Source organism: Pseudomonas frederiksbergensis (assembly GCF_003732665.1).
Classification (GTDB): Bacteria; Pseudomonadota; Gammaproteobacteria; order Pseudomonadales; family Pseudomonadaceae; genus Aquipseudomonas; species Aquipseudomonas frederiksbergensis_G.
In genome coordinates this window covers 192,754-206,704 of record NZ_MOBP01000014.1, presented here as the reverse complement: position 1 = coordinate 206,704, position 13,951 = coordinate 192,754, and the positions used below count along the sequence as shown (strand labels likewise).

The 13,951-nt window shown below is 59.8% G+C and carries 11 protein-coding genes; 7 read left to right on the top strand and 4 right to left on the bottom strand.

Annotated elements, in window-relative coordinates; translation table 11 throughout:
- Positions 1–181 precede the first annotated feature (181 nt).
- Entirely contained in the window at positions 182–3,841 is a 3,660-nt protein-coding gene (locus BK665_RS22810) for a hypothetical protein (RefSeq protein WP_123408868.1), read from the top strand.
- A gap of 60 nt (positions 3,842–3,901) precedes the next feature.
- On the opposite strand, the gene BK665_RS22805 is transcribed toward BK665_RS22810, so the two are convergent.
- From BK665_RS22805 to BK665_RS22785, 4 genes are all read right to left on the bottom strand, one after another.
- Positions 3,902–4,489 (bottom strand): LysE family translocator, encoded by a 588-nt coding sequence (locus BK665_RS22805; RefSeq protein ID WP_123408867.1) that lies wholly within the window; start codon positions 4,487–4,489, stop codon positions 3,902–3,904.
- A 188-nt stretch (positions 4,490–4,677) separates the two neighbouring features.
- Entirely contained in the window at positions 4,678–6,186 is a 1,509-nt protein-coding gene (locus tag BK665_RS22795; RefSeq protein ID WP_123408866.1) for a tripartite tricarboxylate transporter permease, read from the bottom strand.
- Positions 6,187–6,210: 24 nt separating this feature from the next.
- Positions 6,211–6,705: a tripartite tricarboxylate transporter TctB family protein gene (locus BK665_RS22790; RefSeq protein ID WP_123408865.1), complete on the bottom strand. Its 495-nt coding sequence runs from the start codon at positions 6,703–6,705 to the stop codon at positions 6,211–6,213.
- 1 nt (position 6,706) lies between these two features.
- A complete protein-coding gene (locus BK665_RS22785) occupies positions 6,707–7,663 on the bottom strand; it encodes a Bug family tripartite tricarboxylate transporter substrate binding protein (protein WP_123408864.1) in 957 nt (318 codons plus the stop codon).
- Positions 7,664–7,986: 323 nt separating this feature from the next.
- Here BK665_RS22785 and BK665_RS22780 point away from each other — a divergent pair, with 323 nt between their 5' ends.
- The 6 genes from BK665_RS22780 to BK665_RS22755 all read left to right on the top strand — a co-directional run bounded on the left by BK665_RS22780 (position 7,987) and on the right by BK665_RS22755 (position 13,767).
- Positions 7,987–9,927, top strand: a complete 1,941-nt coding sequence (locus BK665_RS22780) for an acyltransferase family protein (protein WP_123408863.1) — start codon at positions 7,987–7,989, stop codon at positions 9,925–9,927.
- Between the two features lie 169 nt (positions 9,928–10,096).
- Complete coding sequence (locus BK665_RS35210; RefSeq protein ID WP_123408862.1) at positions 10,097–11,179, top strand: bifunctional transcriptional activator/DNA repair enzyme AdaA; 1,083 nt, start codon at positions 10,097–10,099, stop codon at positions 11,177–11,179.
- Positions 11,180–11,203: 24 nt separating this feature from the next.
- Positions 11,204–12,007 carry an isocitrate lyase/PEP mutase family protein gene (locus BK665_RS22770; RefSeq protein WP_123408861.1) on the top strand — a complete coding sequence of 268 codons (804 nt, stop codon included), beginning with the start codon at positions 11,204–11,206 and terminating at the stop codon, positions 12,005–12,007.
- Positions 12,008–12,012: 5 nt separating this feature from the next.
- Complete coding sequence (locus BK665_RS22765) at positions 12,013–12,630, top strand: DNA-3-methyladenine glycosylase family protein (RefSeq protein ID WP_123408860.1); 618 nt, start codon at positions 12,013–12,015, stop codon at positions 12,628–12,630.
- Between the two features lie 198 nt (positions 12,631–12,828).
- Entirely contained in the window at positions 12,829–13,233 is a 405-nt protein-coding gene (locus tag BK665_RS22760; RefSeq protein WP_123408859.1) for a PaaI family thioesterase, read from the top strand.
- Positions 13,234–13,278: 45 nt separating this feature from the next.
- Positions 13,279–13,767: a GFA family protein gene (locus tag BK665_RS22755; protein WP_123408858.1), complete on the top strand. Its 489-nt coding sequence runs from the start codon at positions 13,279–13,281 to the stop codon at positions 13,765–13,767.
- The last annotated feature ends 184 nt before the right edge of the window (positions 13,768–13,951 follow it).

The window sequence follows — 13,951 nt, the reverse complement described above, 5'->3', positions numbered from 1 at the left end:
TGCAATAAAACACTCCCCCATAGACGTGGCACGCCAACCGGCGCCCTCTTCTTCTCACGCCTGTTTTATACATATGTGGACATATAGATAAAAAGACAGCGCGCCTCAGTTCCCTTAGCGTGACGAGCAAGTTCCCGCCCGTCAGGGAACTTCTCATTCATTCGAAGATGGAACTTCAATCATGCAATTGCAAGAACAGGCCACCCTGACTTCCGGCGACGAACGCCAACGAATGGTGATTATCGAAGCGCTCACACACGCCATGGGTGATGAGTACATCCACCAGACGCTGGCGTGGCCATGGGACCTGCTGGCCGTTTCCTGCGTGCCCGGCTCCGCGCTCCATGCCGTTCATCAAAGCAGTGCCTTGGTGTTGTCGCGAATGATCCGACAGCCGGACTTCATGAACATCCGCGCCGAACAGCTTATTCCCGAACAGGCCAGTTTCCATGTTGACCAGGAAAGTCGACTCTATTACGTCCGGGAAGACATCAGTTCTTCCGCTCTTCCAGGCAATGCCTCTGAATCTGTCACCAACTACTTCTTTGCACGCATCGACATCACCCCTCATATCAATCAACTTAACGGGTTCGCACAGGATCTTGAGTTACTGGCAAAGATGGCCAGAATCACCGGCGGATTTATCTCTTCCAATAACCGGATTGCAGTAGGCCAATGGTTGCGTTTCCACAACTTGCCACTGCCCACCGATGAAGAAAGTACCAAAGCGCTGATTGACCTGCTCAACTTCGCCGTTATGCCGGACACGGAAAACTACTGGGAACTGCTGGACGCGCCAGCCGATTCACCTTTCGCACTCACCGAGAACAACCGCGCAATTATTCGTGGCATCACCGCACAACTGACCGGCAATGAAATGCCGCTGGCCGAATACTTCGGTGCATCGCTGGTGTTGGAAAACGCAGGGTCGGACAAGCAACCGCAAAGCCTCGAGTACCGCTTGCAACGGCTGATCAGCGACGCCGGCCTCCTGGATGAAACCGGGCAGAAGTACATTGACGCGCTGGGTTGGTTCGCCGACGAATCCGGCCCCCAGCCGTCGAAACAGTTGATCAATCAGTTGCTGATCGCCGCCATGCTGCTGGACCTCGATCCCGACGTCGACACCGCCAATACAACGTTCGCCGGGTTCAAGCTCTACTCGTCAGCCCATGTCCAGCGCTTGCCTTCCGATATCCGCAGCGACCTGGAAGCGCATCTGATTCAGCGCTGCAAGCTCCACAAACTCATCGCCCCTCTGGTGGCCGAACTGGTGTTGGCAGGGATGGCGCCGGCGTATCTGGTGCGCGAACTGCCCCCTTCGTTGAAGGTCGGAACCCCGGGCTGGGTCATCCTGAGCCAGGCTGTGGGCCTGGCCGAAAGTGTCGTTCCCGGTGCGGCCCGGCGTATGACCTACGAACACATGCTGGGCTTCAGCCCGATCGCCGAGCTCACCCCGCAACTCAACGAGTTGCATGCCCTGGCGGGGATCGACCCGGTTGTGACGTGGGCGTTGATGAATGGCCTGATCCAACGGGACGCAAACGGCGAACTGCGCCTCGAAACGATCAATCAAGGCATCAAGGCCTATAACGAACACGTCCAGACCCTGTCGAGCGCTCTGGATGCAATCAACAAACCCATTCCCCGGCGCAAAGCCCTCGCATTGAAAGAGCTGGCATCGAACGAACCGGCCTGCGACCCACATGAACGGCTGGTCAAGCACCGGGGCTCTGGCGGCGGTGCCGGACGCGAAGTGTCGGTGCTGGATCTGTACATGAGCGACCAACTTCACTCGCAAGACTGGGGGCGTGTCCGGGGCCGCGATATTTATCAGGAATTTCCGGGGCTCAAGGACCTGTTTCCGGTGGCCGATTTGTACGAAACCGCCGTGCATAGTCACTACAACGAGTTGATAGCCGGCCTCTCGACCACCATTCGCTATGTGTTGTCGCAGCTTACGCAATCCAACAGGAAATTTATCGAACACGGGCGCTTGGCGATCTATCGCGTAGAAGCCTACAAACAGCATTTCGACGCCGGGTCGATACCCGAGGCGACCCGGGAGCGAACCGGTCGTTACGGGGTGATTATTTGCGCAGAACTTCAAGGCACGCTGGTTCGCTGTTTCGAACTGTTCCCGCTGCGCTCGGAATGCCGGAGCACGCCGGAACTGCGGGAGAAAGTCGGAAAATACCTGTTTGCCTACGATCAAGACGGCACGCGCAGCCACTTCGTCGAAGACAACAGCCTGCTGGATGCGCCATTGGATCTGGATGCCTACTTCAAGAACGCTGCGCCACGCAGTGATGCAACCTCTTCGGTATTCGTGCGCAAGATCGGTGAGTTCGACAGTTCCTGGCATCCGACTCACTCCGACAGACCGATGGCTTACTTCAACGCCGAGCGCATAAAAGCCATCAGCGATTTGATCGCCAAGGAGCATCCCTTCCTGACCGAGAGCGAACTGGCGGACATGGGCCGTGACAGCACGGAACAAGAGCTGGCCGCCGAAAAGTTCGATGTGATCTTTAACAAGCTGCTCAATTTGATCATTCCGTTCAAGGAATGCATCGAGGGCTTGTCTTCAGGGGTTCCGGCCAGGCAACGGGACGCCATCGCCAGTTGCGTGATGGACGCGGCGGCGGTTGCTTTCATCTTTGCCAGCGTGCCGGTGCAAGTGGGCAAGGCTGTTGGAAAGAGCGCGTCCCTGGCCACCAAGTTGTTGTCCGCGTCCAGGATTGGCACACGCACCGTCGTTTCCCTGTTGAACCCGCTGGAGGGCGTGCCGACCCTGATCAACGGCGGTTTGAAACTGGTGGGCAGAGGCGCGATAAAACTCGGCGGCCATGCGCTCGGTGCAGCGCAGGTTGTCAGGTCGCAGCTGTATCGCCTGACCGGCGCACATTCCTACAACCTGCTGCGGGCCCTCGACCACACCGGTGCCGCCGCGCGGATCCGCATGTCGCTGGACACCGTTTCCCATGCGCGGGCGTTGTTCAAGAATGACGGCATTACCACCCTCGAAGAGGTGCTGACGCGCCTGAGTGACAAAACTATTGCCCTGCCAAAGGGTGCAGACCCTGTCGAATGGCAGCACCTGTTCAACAATGCCGCTAAAGAAGTGGGACTTGCGAATAAGCATGGTCAAGACCTTGCAGGGCTAATTGGCCAGGCAGCAGCCGATAAAGTCCTGACAGAAACCATGAAGATTTTTCCTGCCAATTACGCGAGTAACGCAACCTCGGCGAGTGATTACGCCGAGACATTGGCCGACATTGCCAGGCTTGAGACGAAGAAAGCCACCTATCTCAAAAACCATCAGCAGAACATATTGAATATGGATTTGGGCAGGGCGCCTTATGACGCGGTCGTGCCAGAAAAGGTCTTCAACCCCCAAGGCTTTACGGACCCGGCACAGCGGGCCGGGGCGTGGATGGTGAACGGGGCCACTTCCCAAACCAATGACTTTGACCACTTTGTTGCAGTGCTGCGCGAATACGCGGGCAACAGTAAATCCTTGACGGACCCGAGCGTCATCACCGAAGTCCACAGCAAGCTGATATTTACTAACGTGGATCGTGTGCGCGGCGTTGGCCTCGAATCGAAATATGGCAGTAGCGTCGCCGGTTTTGCCTTGATGGAACAGCATCTGAAAACCCTGGATACAGCCCACCAACATTTTGATAAGCACTTGCTCGCAACCGTTATCGGATTCCAGTCCTTTGGCGATGGCAATGGGCGTACTGCCAGTGCGCTGTACGCTATCAGCCAACTACGTGCCGGCCGATTTACGCCTCTGCCAAGAGAGACCGTCGATTTGCTCAGCGGAATACGCTGACGCTTAACACCTGAGTCCGCGCCCCGTGTTCTTTGCGGGGCCGGATTCGTTGCGCGAACTTCAGGCATATAACAAATACACCGCACTCCCCGCCAGCAACAACGCCATGCTGCGATTGAACCAACGCATCCCCGCCGGGTGACTCAAATAACCACGCAAAAACGTCCCGGCATACACCCAGCAGCCGACCGACAAATAGCAAACCACCAGATACACCGCTGCAAACTGCCAGACCAGTCGCGTCTCGCCATCGGCGACAAACGCGCCCATGCCCGCGACACAGGCCAGCCAGGCTTTCGGGTTGAGCCATTGCATCAGCGCGCCGTAAAGCATCGACGGCGCCCTGGCCGACTCTTTGGCCTCCAGCCGCCCGTCATCGGTGGCCAGTTTGAACGCCATGAACAACAGAAACCCCACACCCGCCCATTGCACCACCCGCGTTAGCATCGGCCACAGGAGGAGCAATTGGTGCATGCCCAACCCCATCAACACCAGCAGCAAGACAAACCCCAGCGTCGCCCCCGCCACATGCCGTTGACTGGCCCGAAAGCCATACCGCGCCCCGGACCCCAACGCCACGATATTCACCGGCCCCGGTGTGATCGAAGCGACCAACGCAAACGCCGCCATGGACATCATCAGACTCATCACAGACCTTCTTCAATTCAGTGGACTTGGCGCTCAAGGTAAAGAGCACCCAGCCCCATGTATTGAAGAAAACTGCCCACAAAACCTGTGGGAGCGGGCTTGCTCGCGAAGGCGGTGGGTCAGTCGCTACATGTGTTGACTGACACTCCCTCTTCGCGAGCAAGCCCGCTGCCACAGGTTGCGCTGTGCTAATCATCCTCGTGCAGCTTGATCCCCCGGGCATGCAGCAGATGCGGCACCAGCAACACCAGCAGCGTCAACGCCAGGAACGACGCGGCGATGGGTTGGGTGATGAAGATCGACCAGTCGCCTTCGCCGATGGACAGGGCGTTACGCAACTGCTTTTCCGCCATCGGCCCCAACAGCATGCCGACGATCACCGGGGCGACGGGGAAGTCGAAACGCCGCATCAGCACCCCGCCCCAGCCGATAGCCAGCATCAGCAGCAGGTCGAAGGACGAATGGCGCATGCCGTACACGCCAATGGTGGCGAACACCAGGATCCCGGCATTCAGGTAAGGCCGGGGAATTTGCAGCAGCTTGACCCACAGCCCCACCAGCGGCAGGTTCAGCACCAGCAGGATGACGTTGCCGATGTACAGCGAGGCCACAAGTGTCCAGACCAGTTCCCCGGAGGTCTGGAACAGCATCGGCCCCGGTTGCAGGTTGTAGTTCTGGAACGCCGCCAACAGGATCGCCGCCGTGGCGGAGGTGGGGATTCCGAGGGTCAGCAAGGGCACCAACGACCCCGTCGCACTCGCATTGTTCGCCGCCTCGGGGCCGGCCACGCCCTCGATGGCGCCCTGGCCCTTGCTGCCGGCGAACTCTTTCGGAAACTTGCTCAGCTTGCGTTCGGCGGAATACGACAGAAAGGTCGGAATCTCCGCGCCACCGGCCGGAATCGAGCCAAAGGGAAAACCGATCAGGGTCCCGCGCAGCCATGCAGGAATCGAGCGTTTCCAGTCGGCGCGGGTCATCCATAACGAGGTCAAGCGATGCCGACCGGACGTTTCCTCTTTTTGATACAGCAAGCTGTACAACGCCTCGCCCACCGCAAACAAACCCACCGCCACCAGCACCACTTCGATGCCATCCACCAACTCCGGCACGCCCAGGGTATAGCGCGCAATGCCCGAGGTCGCGTCGAGGCCGATCAGGCCCACCGCCAGACCAATCCCCAACGAAGCAAACCCCCGCAGCATCGACGCACCGAGCACCGCCGACACCGTGGTGAAGGACAACACCAGGATCGCGAAATACTCCGCCGGACCGAACTTCAGCGCCAGGGTGGCGACGATGGGCGCAAACAACGTCAGCAGGATCGTGGCGATGGTGCCGGCGACGAATGAGCCGATCGCTGCCGTGGCCAATGCAGGTCCGGCGCGACCGTTGCGGGCCATGAGGTTGCCTTCCAGGGCGGTGACCATGGACGACGATTCCCCCGGTGTATTGAGCAGGATCGAGGTCGTAGAGCCGCCAAACTGCGCGCCGTAGTAGATCCCGGCGAACATGATCAGCGCCCCGGTGGGATCAACCTTGGCGGTGATCGGCAGCAGCAACGCCACGGTCAGCGCCGGGCCGATCCCCGGCAGCACACCAATCGCGGTGCCGAGCAAGCAACCGATAAAACCCCACATCAGGTTGATCGGAGTCAGCGCGGCGGAAAAACCAATGGCCAGGCTTGCGAGAATATCCACCTTGTCGATCTCCTTCGGCCCGGATCAGATCCAGGCGTTGATCAAGGGCGGAAGGGAGACCCCAAGCCCGGCGTTGAACAGCCAGTAGATCGGTAGCGTCAGGGCGATGCCGATGATCAGGTCCCGCAGCGGCCGGCGACTGCCAAAGCCCCGGGCCGAACAGGCAAACAGCAGCCCGGCGGCGAGGACGAAGCCGATGAAGTTGATCAGCACCGCCACCGCTACCAGCCCCGCCGTCACCCAGGCCACACCGGGTTTGCCACCCGGTAGCGCCTTGTCACTTTCCTCACTGTGATCGGCCAGTTCGCGGAAACCGCCAGTGATCGCCTGATAACTCAGCAGCAGACCCACCACAGCGAGAAACGCGGCCAAGGCATAGGGATAGACGTGGGCGCCGAGGATGACGAAACCCATCTCGGCCGGAAAGCGAAAAGCCCCCACCGCCAACACGGCGCTGATGACGAGGACCCCGGCGCCAATCGCCAATTGCGCCGGGACTATTTTGCGCGTCGTGGCCATCTCAAAGCAGCCCGACCTTGACCAGCATGCCGTGCAGGCGCACGTGCTCTTCGTCGACGAATTTGCCGAACTCCTCACCGGTGAGAATGCTCGGCGACCAGGCGTTGATCTTGATGTTCTCTTGCCAAACGTTGCTGTTGGCGGCGGCCACCACCGCGTCGGTCACTTCCTTGCGCTGCTGCGGGGTCAGGTTCGCCGCGCCATACACCCCGCGCCAGTTACCGATGATCACGTCGTAGCCTTTCTCTTTCAGGGTCGGCGCATCGATGCCGGCAACGCGCTCCGGCGCGCCGATGGCGAGGACGCGGAACTGGCCGTTCTTGATGTATTGGCCGAGCTCGGCATAACCGCCGGTGATCACCTTGATCTGGCCGCCCAGGACCTGGGCCACCACTTCCCCGCCGCCGGCGAAGGCGACGTAATTGACCTTGTTCACCGGGATGTCCATTTTGCCGGCCAGGTCGGCGATGCCGATATGATCCACCGAACCCTTGGAGCCGCCGCCCCAAGTGATGCTGGAGGGTTTTTCCTTGAAGGCCTTGAGCAAGTCTTCCAGGGTCTTGAACTCGGATTCCTTGCGCACGGCAATCACGTTGTATTCGGTGAACAGCCGGGCAATCGGCGTGACGTCTTTCAAGGTGATTTGCGGTTTGTTCTGCTCAATGCCGGCGACCATGATCGCGCCGACTACCAGCAACGCATTCGGGTCACCCTTGGTGCTGTTGGCAAACTGCGCCAGGCCCAACGTCCCGCCCGCGCCGCCCTTGTTTTCGAAGGTGACGGACTTGGCGGTCTTCGCCTCGACCAGGGCCTTGCCCAGATCCCGGGCGGTCTGGTCATAACCGCCCCCCACGGAGCCGGGGGCCATGAACTTGACCGTTTCGAGGGCGAATGCGGGGCCGGTGGCGACAAGCGTCAAGGCAAGCGCGCAGGTGAGTCGACGGAATAAGGGCTGCATGAGGGGTCTCCCGATATTGTTGTTTTTGGGATGGCGGTTTTATCTCGCTCAGGAGCAAACCGCGCTCACTGAACAGGCATCTGTGAACAAGCGTAGGCCATGGATTGGTTTTTTGGTGGGACAAGGCCGGGTGTACGGCGTCTTGCGCCCACCCCTGCATGGATTATCGACCCATGGATATTTCGAATTCAATTTTGCCTACCGTCAATTTTCCAACTACAACTGATATTGGGCGTTAAGTGTGTCTGAATATGTCCAAATCTTGACGGTTTCTGTCACGGAGGGACGTCCGATAGAAGGCAAGCGTAGGGAGGGTCAAGCACATGGCCAATGGCAAATATCGCTCCGACATCGATGGGCTGCGGGCCGTGGCGGTGATTGCGGTGCTTCTGCATCACATCAACACCAGCCTGGTGCCCGGGGGGTTCGTAGGCGTTGACATCTTCTTTGTGATCTCCGGTTTCCTGATCACCTCCCAGGTTTTTTCCGAGGTCAAGCGCGGGGCGTTCTCGTTGAAGGGGTTTTATCAGCGACGCATCAATCGCATTGTTCCTGCATTGGTCACGGTATTGCTCACGACTGTGATCGTCGGGGTGTTTGTCCTTTCTCCCGTCGACCTGATCCGGCTCAACGTCAGCGCCCTCCTCTCTTTGCTCGGCGTCTCGAACGTTTACATCTGGATGAAATACGGCAATTACTTCGCCGCCGACGCCCACGAAGCCCCCCTGCTGCATACCTGGTCGCTGGGTATCGAGGAGCAGTTCTACCTGCTCTGGCCGCTGTTCATTGTGTTGATCTATCGCCTGGCACCGCGTTATGTACTGCCAATCGTGGGTGTTGGCGTGGTGGTCGCCATAGGCGTTTCACAATACGCGACAGGCGTCTTCGCGACGGCCGCCTACTACCTGCTGCCCACGCGCTTTTTCGAATTGATGTTGGGTGGGTTGCTCGGCATCTACCTGTATCAACCGCGCATCATCGGCAAACTGACGGCCCATGGCATCGCGCTGGCGGGCTTGCTGCTGATCGGTTTTTCATTGTTCGGCCTGAATCCCGACTCAACTTTCCCCGGGGTCAACGCCTTGATCCCATGCCTGGGGGCCGCGCTGTTGATTCTGGCCGGCAGTGGCGACACACGCTCACGTTTGCTCACCAGCCGGCCCATGGTGTTCATCGGCTTGATTTCCTATTCGCTGTATTTGTGGCACTGGCCGTTGATTGCCTACCTGAATTACCTGGAGATCCCCATTGATTTGCCCGTGGGCGCGATGCTGATCGTGGTCTCGATCACCCTCGCGTGGCTGTCCTGGCGGTATGTCGAGGTGCCTTTTCGTCGCAACGGGGCGAGGTTGCACTTTCCCCGGGTCTTCACCCGTCGATTTGCCGTTCCGGCATTGGGTCTGGCGACGCTGGCGGTGCTGAGCCTGCATTTCAATGGCTTCCCGCAACGTTTCAGCCCGGATGTGTCCGTGCTTGAAGCGATGACCCTGCAGAAGCCGAGCGAGATACGCAAAGGCTGCCACGTGACCAATGCGCTGTACGGCACAGAGCCCAATGACGCCTGTCGCCTGGGGGTCAAAAAAGCCGAGCTGGACGGCATCATGATCGGTGATTCGTTTGCCAATCACTTCACCGGCATGGTCGATCTGCTGGCCAAGCCAAACAACCTGTCGATCATGGACTACACCATGGACTCGTGCCCGCCGATCATCGGCTACACCGTCGACATGTCCGCGGTCTATGCCGCCCATTGTGCAAAACGCAACGAACGGGCGTTCAGCCTGATCGAGAAGAACCACTACCGCTATGTGGTGCTGGCGGCGATCTGGCCCAGGGACGCGATTGCCCATGACATGGTTGAAGCGAGTATCAAACGAGCCGTGGAGAACAGCGGCGAGGTGATCGTCATCTTGAGGAATCAACACATCGACAAAGCCGCAAGTTGCCCCATCCGCCACCTGATGTTCGGGACCGAGCACAGTTGCTCGGTCGCCCAAAGTGCCTTGGCGCCCTATTGGGCTGACATACGCGTGGAATTCCCCCAGGTGCGCTTTATCGACCCGAATCAAGTGATATGCCCCGCCGGCGTGTGCAGCCCGATTATCAACGGCCAACTGCTGTACCTGGATGACTCGCACTTGAATGAGGTGGGATCGCGCTTTATCGGCCGCACGCTACTGGATCGCGGCTACTCGTTGCTGCACGATCCGGCGACGAGCCCAACGACTGCGGGGGCGACATTTGATGCCTCTGCCCACCTGTAGGCGCAGCGCTTGCTTGCGATAGCGGTTTAATCTTCAACATTAATGTTGCCTGGTATACCGCTTTCGCGAGCAAGCTTTGCTCCTACAAGGGTTTGCGGTTTTTTTTGTGAGGGAATTGCCTGTCGATTTTCCGGTGGAGGCGCCAGTCCACCGGCCTTATGCTCAGCCCATGAACCTACAAAACGCTGTCCTGCCCCCCCACGCCGAGATGGTTCGCGCCATGCTCGAACGAGACACCGCCTATGAGGGGGTGTTCTTTACTGCGGTCAAGACCACCGGGATTTTCTGCCGCCCCAGTTGCACGGCGCGCAAGCCCAAACCGGAGAACGTCGAGTTCTTTGCCCACGCCGATGAGTGCATGTCCGCCGGCTACCGCGCCTGCCTGCGCTGCAAGCCGCTGGATGCCGCCGCCATCGCTCCGGACTGGGTGCAGCGTTTGCTCACCTTGGTAGACGCCGACCCGGACCAGCGCTGGACTGACACGCAGTTGCAATCCGAAGGCGTCGAGCCGCTGAAACTGCGTCGTTGGTTCAAGCAGCATTTCGGCATGACCTTCCATGCCTGGCTGCGCACCCGTCGCCTCGGAATGGCGTTGGGCGGGATCAAGCAAGGCGAGTCCATCGACAACGTGGCGTTCGATTCCGGCTATGAATCCCTGAGCGGTTTTCGCGATGCCTTTCAGAAATCCTTCCACATCACCCCCGGCCGCGCTGCCAACAGTGAGCCGCTACTGTTCACCCGACTGACCACGCCGTTGGGGCCGATGATTGCCATGGCTGAGCGCCGTGGGTTGGTGCTGCTGGAATTCCTGGATCGCCCGGCGCTGACCCGGGAAGTCGAAGAACTGCAACACCGTTACGGCTACGTGGTGGCGCCGGGGCACAACGGCCATTTGAAACAAATCGAGCATGAACTGGCGCACTATTTCGCCGGGCAACTGACCGAATTCACCGTGCCGTTGCACTTGCCGGGCAGCGAGTTCGCCAAACAAGTCTGGGCCGAACTGGCGCAAATCCCTTACGGCCACACCCGCACCTACGGCGCCATCGCCGCGCTGTTGGGTAAACCCGGCGCCAGTCGTGCCGTGGGCCTGGCCAACGGGCATAACCGCCTGGCGATTGTGCTGCCCTGTCACCGGGTGATCGGTGCGGACGGTTCGCTGACCGGCTATGGTGGCGGACAACCGCGCAAGGCGTTTCTGCTGCGGCTGGAAAAAGCAGCGCTGCAGATCACTCAACAATTGGCATTCTGATCATTTCATAGGGAAGGAAATTCGATGCAAGCGTTCGACCAACAATTTCACCGGTTGCACCAGGACGGCCTGCTGATCCTCACCAACGTCGCCGATGCCACCGGCGCGCGGTTGGTGGAGCAACTGGGCAGCCAAGCCGTGGCTACCAGCAGCGCGGCGGTGGCCTGGGCCCATGGTTATCCGGACGGCAACACCCTGCCCCTCGATCGCTTGGTGGCGACGGTGGAATCCATCGTTCGGGTGATTAACGTGCCGTTGACCGTGGACGTCGAGGCCGGCTATTCCGATGACCTGGCGCGGGTTGGCGAAGTGATCGACGCGGTGATCGCCGCCGGTGCCGTCGGGATCAACATCGAGGACGGCGCCTCGCCGCCGCAGTTGCTGGCGCGCAAGATCGAAGTCGCCCGGCAAGTGGCCGAGCGCCGTGGGGTGAAGCTGTTTATCAACGCCCGCACCGACGTTTACCTCAAGGGCCTGGTGCCCGCCGAAGATCGCGTGGCCGAGACGCTCAAGCGCGCCGCGTTGTATCAGGCGGCCGGGGCTGATGGGTTGTTCGCCGCTGGCGTGACGGCGGAGTACGAGATTGCGGCGATCTGCCAAGGCACCTCGCTGCCGGTGAACGTGCTGGGGCTCGCCAGCCTGCCGTCGCCCGATGAACTGAAAAAACTCGGTGTGCGGCGTTTGAGCGCCGGTTCCGGCATTGCCGAATTCCTCTATGGCGCCATGGGTTCGCTGGCGAAAAGTTTCCTCGAAACCGGCAAGCTCAATACCCATGATGTGAAGGCGTTCACTTATGGCGAGGTGAACGGCCTGCTGAAAAAATCCTGACGTCCATGCCCGACCTCTACCAGCCTGCCAGTGCTTTTCTAGCGTCCATCGACGAGGACTGGCAGCGCCATATTGCGACTGTCGGCCCGTGCCTGCATCAACCGCACCCGGCGCGGGACCCTTATGAGTCGCTGGTGCGGGCCATTGCCTATCAGCAACTGCATGCCAAGGCCGGGGATGCGATTGTCGGGCGGCTGGTCGGGTCAGTGGGTTCGGGGGCGTTTCCCCGGCCGGAACAGATTCTGGCGGCGAGTTTTGATCAGATGCGCAGTTGCGGCTTTTCCGCAGGCAAGATCGCAACCATCCAGGGCATCGCCCAGGCCTCCTTGGACGGGGTCGTGCCGGATTACGCCACGGCGCTGGCAATGGAAGACGAGGCGCTGATCGAGCGTTTGATCACCCTGCGCGGGGTCGGGCGCTGGACGGTTGAAATGCTGCTGATCTACAGCCTGGAGCGCCCGGATATCTTACCGGCGGATGACTTTGGCGTGCGCGAAGGGTATCGGCGGATGAAGGGGTTGGCGGTGCAGCCTACGCGTAAGCAGATGATTGAGATCGGGCTTGGGTGGAGTCCGTTTCGCACCGTGGCTGCGTGGTATTTGTGGCGGGTGCCTGGACGGTAGACCGCGTTATCGTTCTTCGCGAGCAAGCCCGCTCCCACACTGGATTTGCGGTGCACACAAATCCCCTGTGGGAGCGGGCTCGCTCGCGAAGGCGTCAGCCCATTCACCACAAATCCCCCAGCCCATCACCCTCCCTTATCAAGCATGACGTCTTACAAAACCCGGCGCATGTTGATCCCTCAACCGGAGGAATTCGCCATGCTCAACGCACTCAAGCAGATCAATTCAACCTCGGCGTTCAACCGCTGGGCCGGCTTCGAAGTCACCCGCGCCGAGAGCGGTGAAGCCGATCTCACCCTGGCCTTTCGCGAAGCGGACATGGCGCAATATGCCGGTTTCCTGCATGCCGGCCTGATCGGCGCGCTGCTCGACACGGCGTGCGGGTTTGCCGCCGGGACCGTGGCCGGCAACGTGCTGGCTTCGCACTTTTCGGTCAACTGCCTGGCGCCCGCCGTTGGCGAGGTGTTCATCGCCAAGGGTCGGGTGATCAAGGCAGGCAAGAAGCAGGTGTTTGCCCGTGCCGAGCTGTTCGCACAGACCGGTGATCAACTGAAACTGGTGGCGACCGGCGACGCGATTCTGGTGCCTGTCGAAAGTCGCTGAGGGTCTAGGCTGTCTTGAGTCATTCAAGAACTGCCGGAGGATGTCATGCAGCTCGAAGGTTCCTGCCATTGCGGCGCGGTGTCGTTCAGCCTCACCAGCGCCCACCCCTACCCTTATCAGCGTTGCTACTGCTCGATCTGCCGCAAGACCCAGGGCGGCGGCGGTTATGCGATCAACATCAGTGGGGATGCCAACAGCATGAAGGTCCGCGGGCGCAAGCACATCGCGATCTACCATGCGCGGCTCAAGGATGAAGGCGATAAACGTGCCCACAGCAGCACCGCCGAGCGGCACTTTTGTTCGGTGTGCGGCAGCGGGTTGTGGCTGTTCAGCCCGGAGTGGCCGGCGCTGATTCACCCGTTTGCGTCGGCTATCGACACCGCGCTGCCGGTGCCGCCGCAGCACACGCATTTGATGTTGGGTTCGAAGGCGCCTTGGGTGGAGGTTGAGGTGAAGCCCAAGGACAAGCAATTTGACGTCTATCCCGAAGAATCGATTGCTGATTGGCATGAGCGGTTGGATTTGAGCCAATAACACTCAACAAGAGTGAACACAGTCCCTGAGCTAAAGAAATTCCACTGTGGCGAGCTCACTCGCCACAGGTTTCTCATTGCCCTTTCATTTCTGGACTCACACAAAAAACCTCCGATTATTTTGCACCCGGCAGTTCCCCTTTGCGTTTTTCGTTCGGTTAACCCTCAGAAGCATTCAACTACCG

Excerpts from the sequence above, each read along its gene's own strand:
- BK665_RS22810 (WP_123408868.1), top strand. The coding sequence starts at position 182 with ATGCAATTGCAAGAACAGGCCACCCTGACTTCCGGCGACGAACGCCAA.
- BK665_RS22805 (WP_123408867.1), bottom strand. The coding sequence starts at position 4,489 with ATGAGTCTGATGATGTCCATGGCGGCGTTTGCGTTGGTCGCTTCGATC.
- BK665_RS22790 (WP_123408865.1), bottom strand. The coding sequence starts at position 6,705 with ATGGCCACGACGCGCAAAATAGTCCCGGCGCAATTGGCGATTGGCGCC.
- BK665_RS22785 (WP_123408864.1), bottom strand. The coding sequence starts at position 7,663 with ATGCAGCCCTTATTCCGTCGACTCACCTGCGCGCTTGCCTTGACGCTT.
- BK665_RS22780 (WP_123408863.1), top strand. The coding sequence starts at position 7,987 with ATGGCCAATGGCAAATATCGCTCCGACATCGATGGGCTGCGGGCCGTG.
- BK665_RS35210 (WP_123408862.1), top strand. The coding sequence starts at position 10,097 with ATGAACCTACAAAACGCTGTCCTGCCCCCCCACGCCGAGATGGTTCGC.
- BK665_RS22770 (WP_123408861.1), top strand. The coding sequence starts at position 11,204 with ATGCAAGCGTTCGACCAACAATTTCACCGGTTGCACCAGGACGGCCTG.
- BK665_RS22765 (WP_123408860.1), top strand. The coding sequence starts at position 12,013 with ATGCCCGACCTCTACCAGCCTGCCAGTGCTTTTCTAGCGTCCATCGAC.
- BK665_RS22760 (WP_123408859.1), top strand. The coding sequence starts at position 12,829 with ATGCTCAACGCACTCAAGCAGATCAATTCAACCTCGGCGTTCAACCGC.
- BK665_RS22755 (WP_123408858.1), top strand. The coding sequence starts at position 13,279 with ATGCAGCTCGAAGGTTCCTGCCATTGCGGCGCGGTGTCGTTCAGCCTC.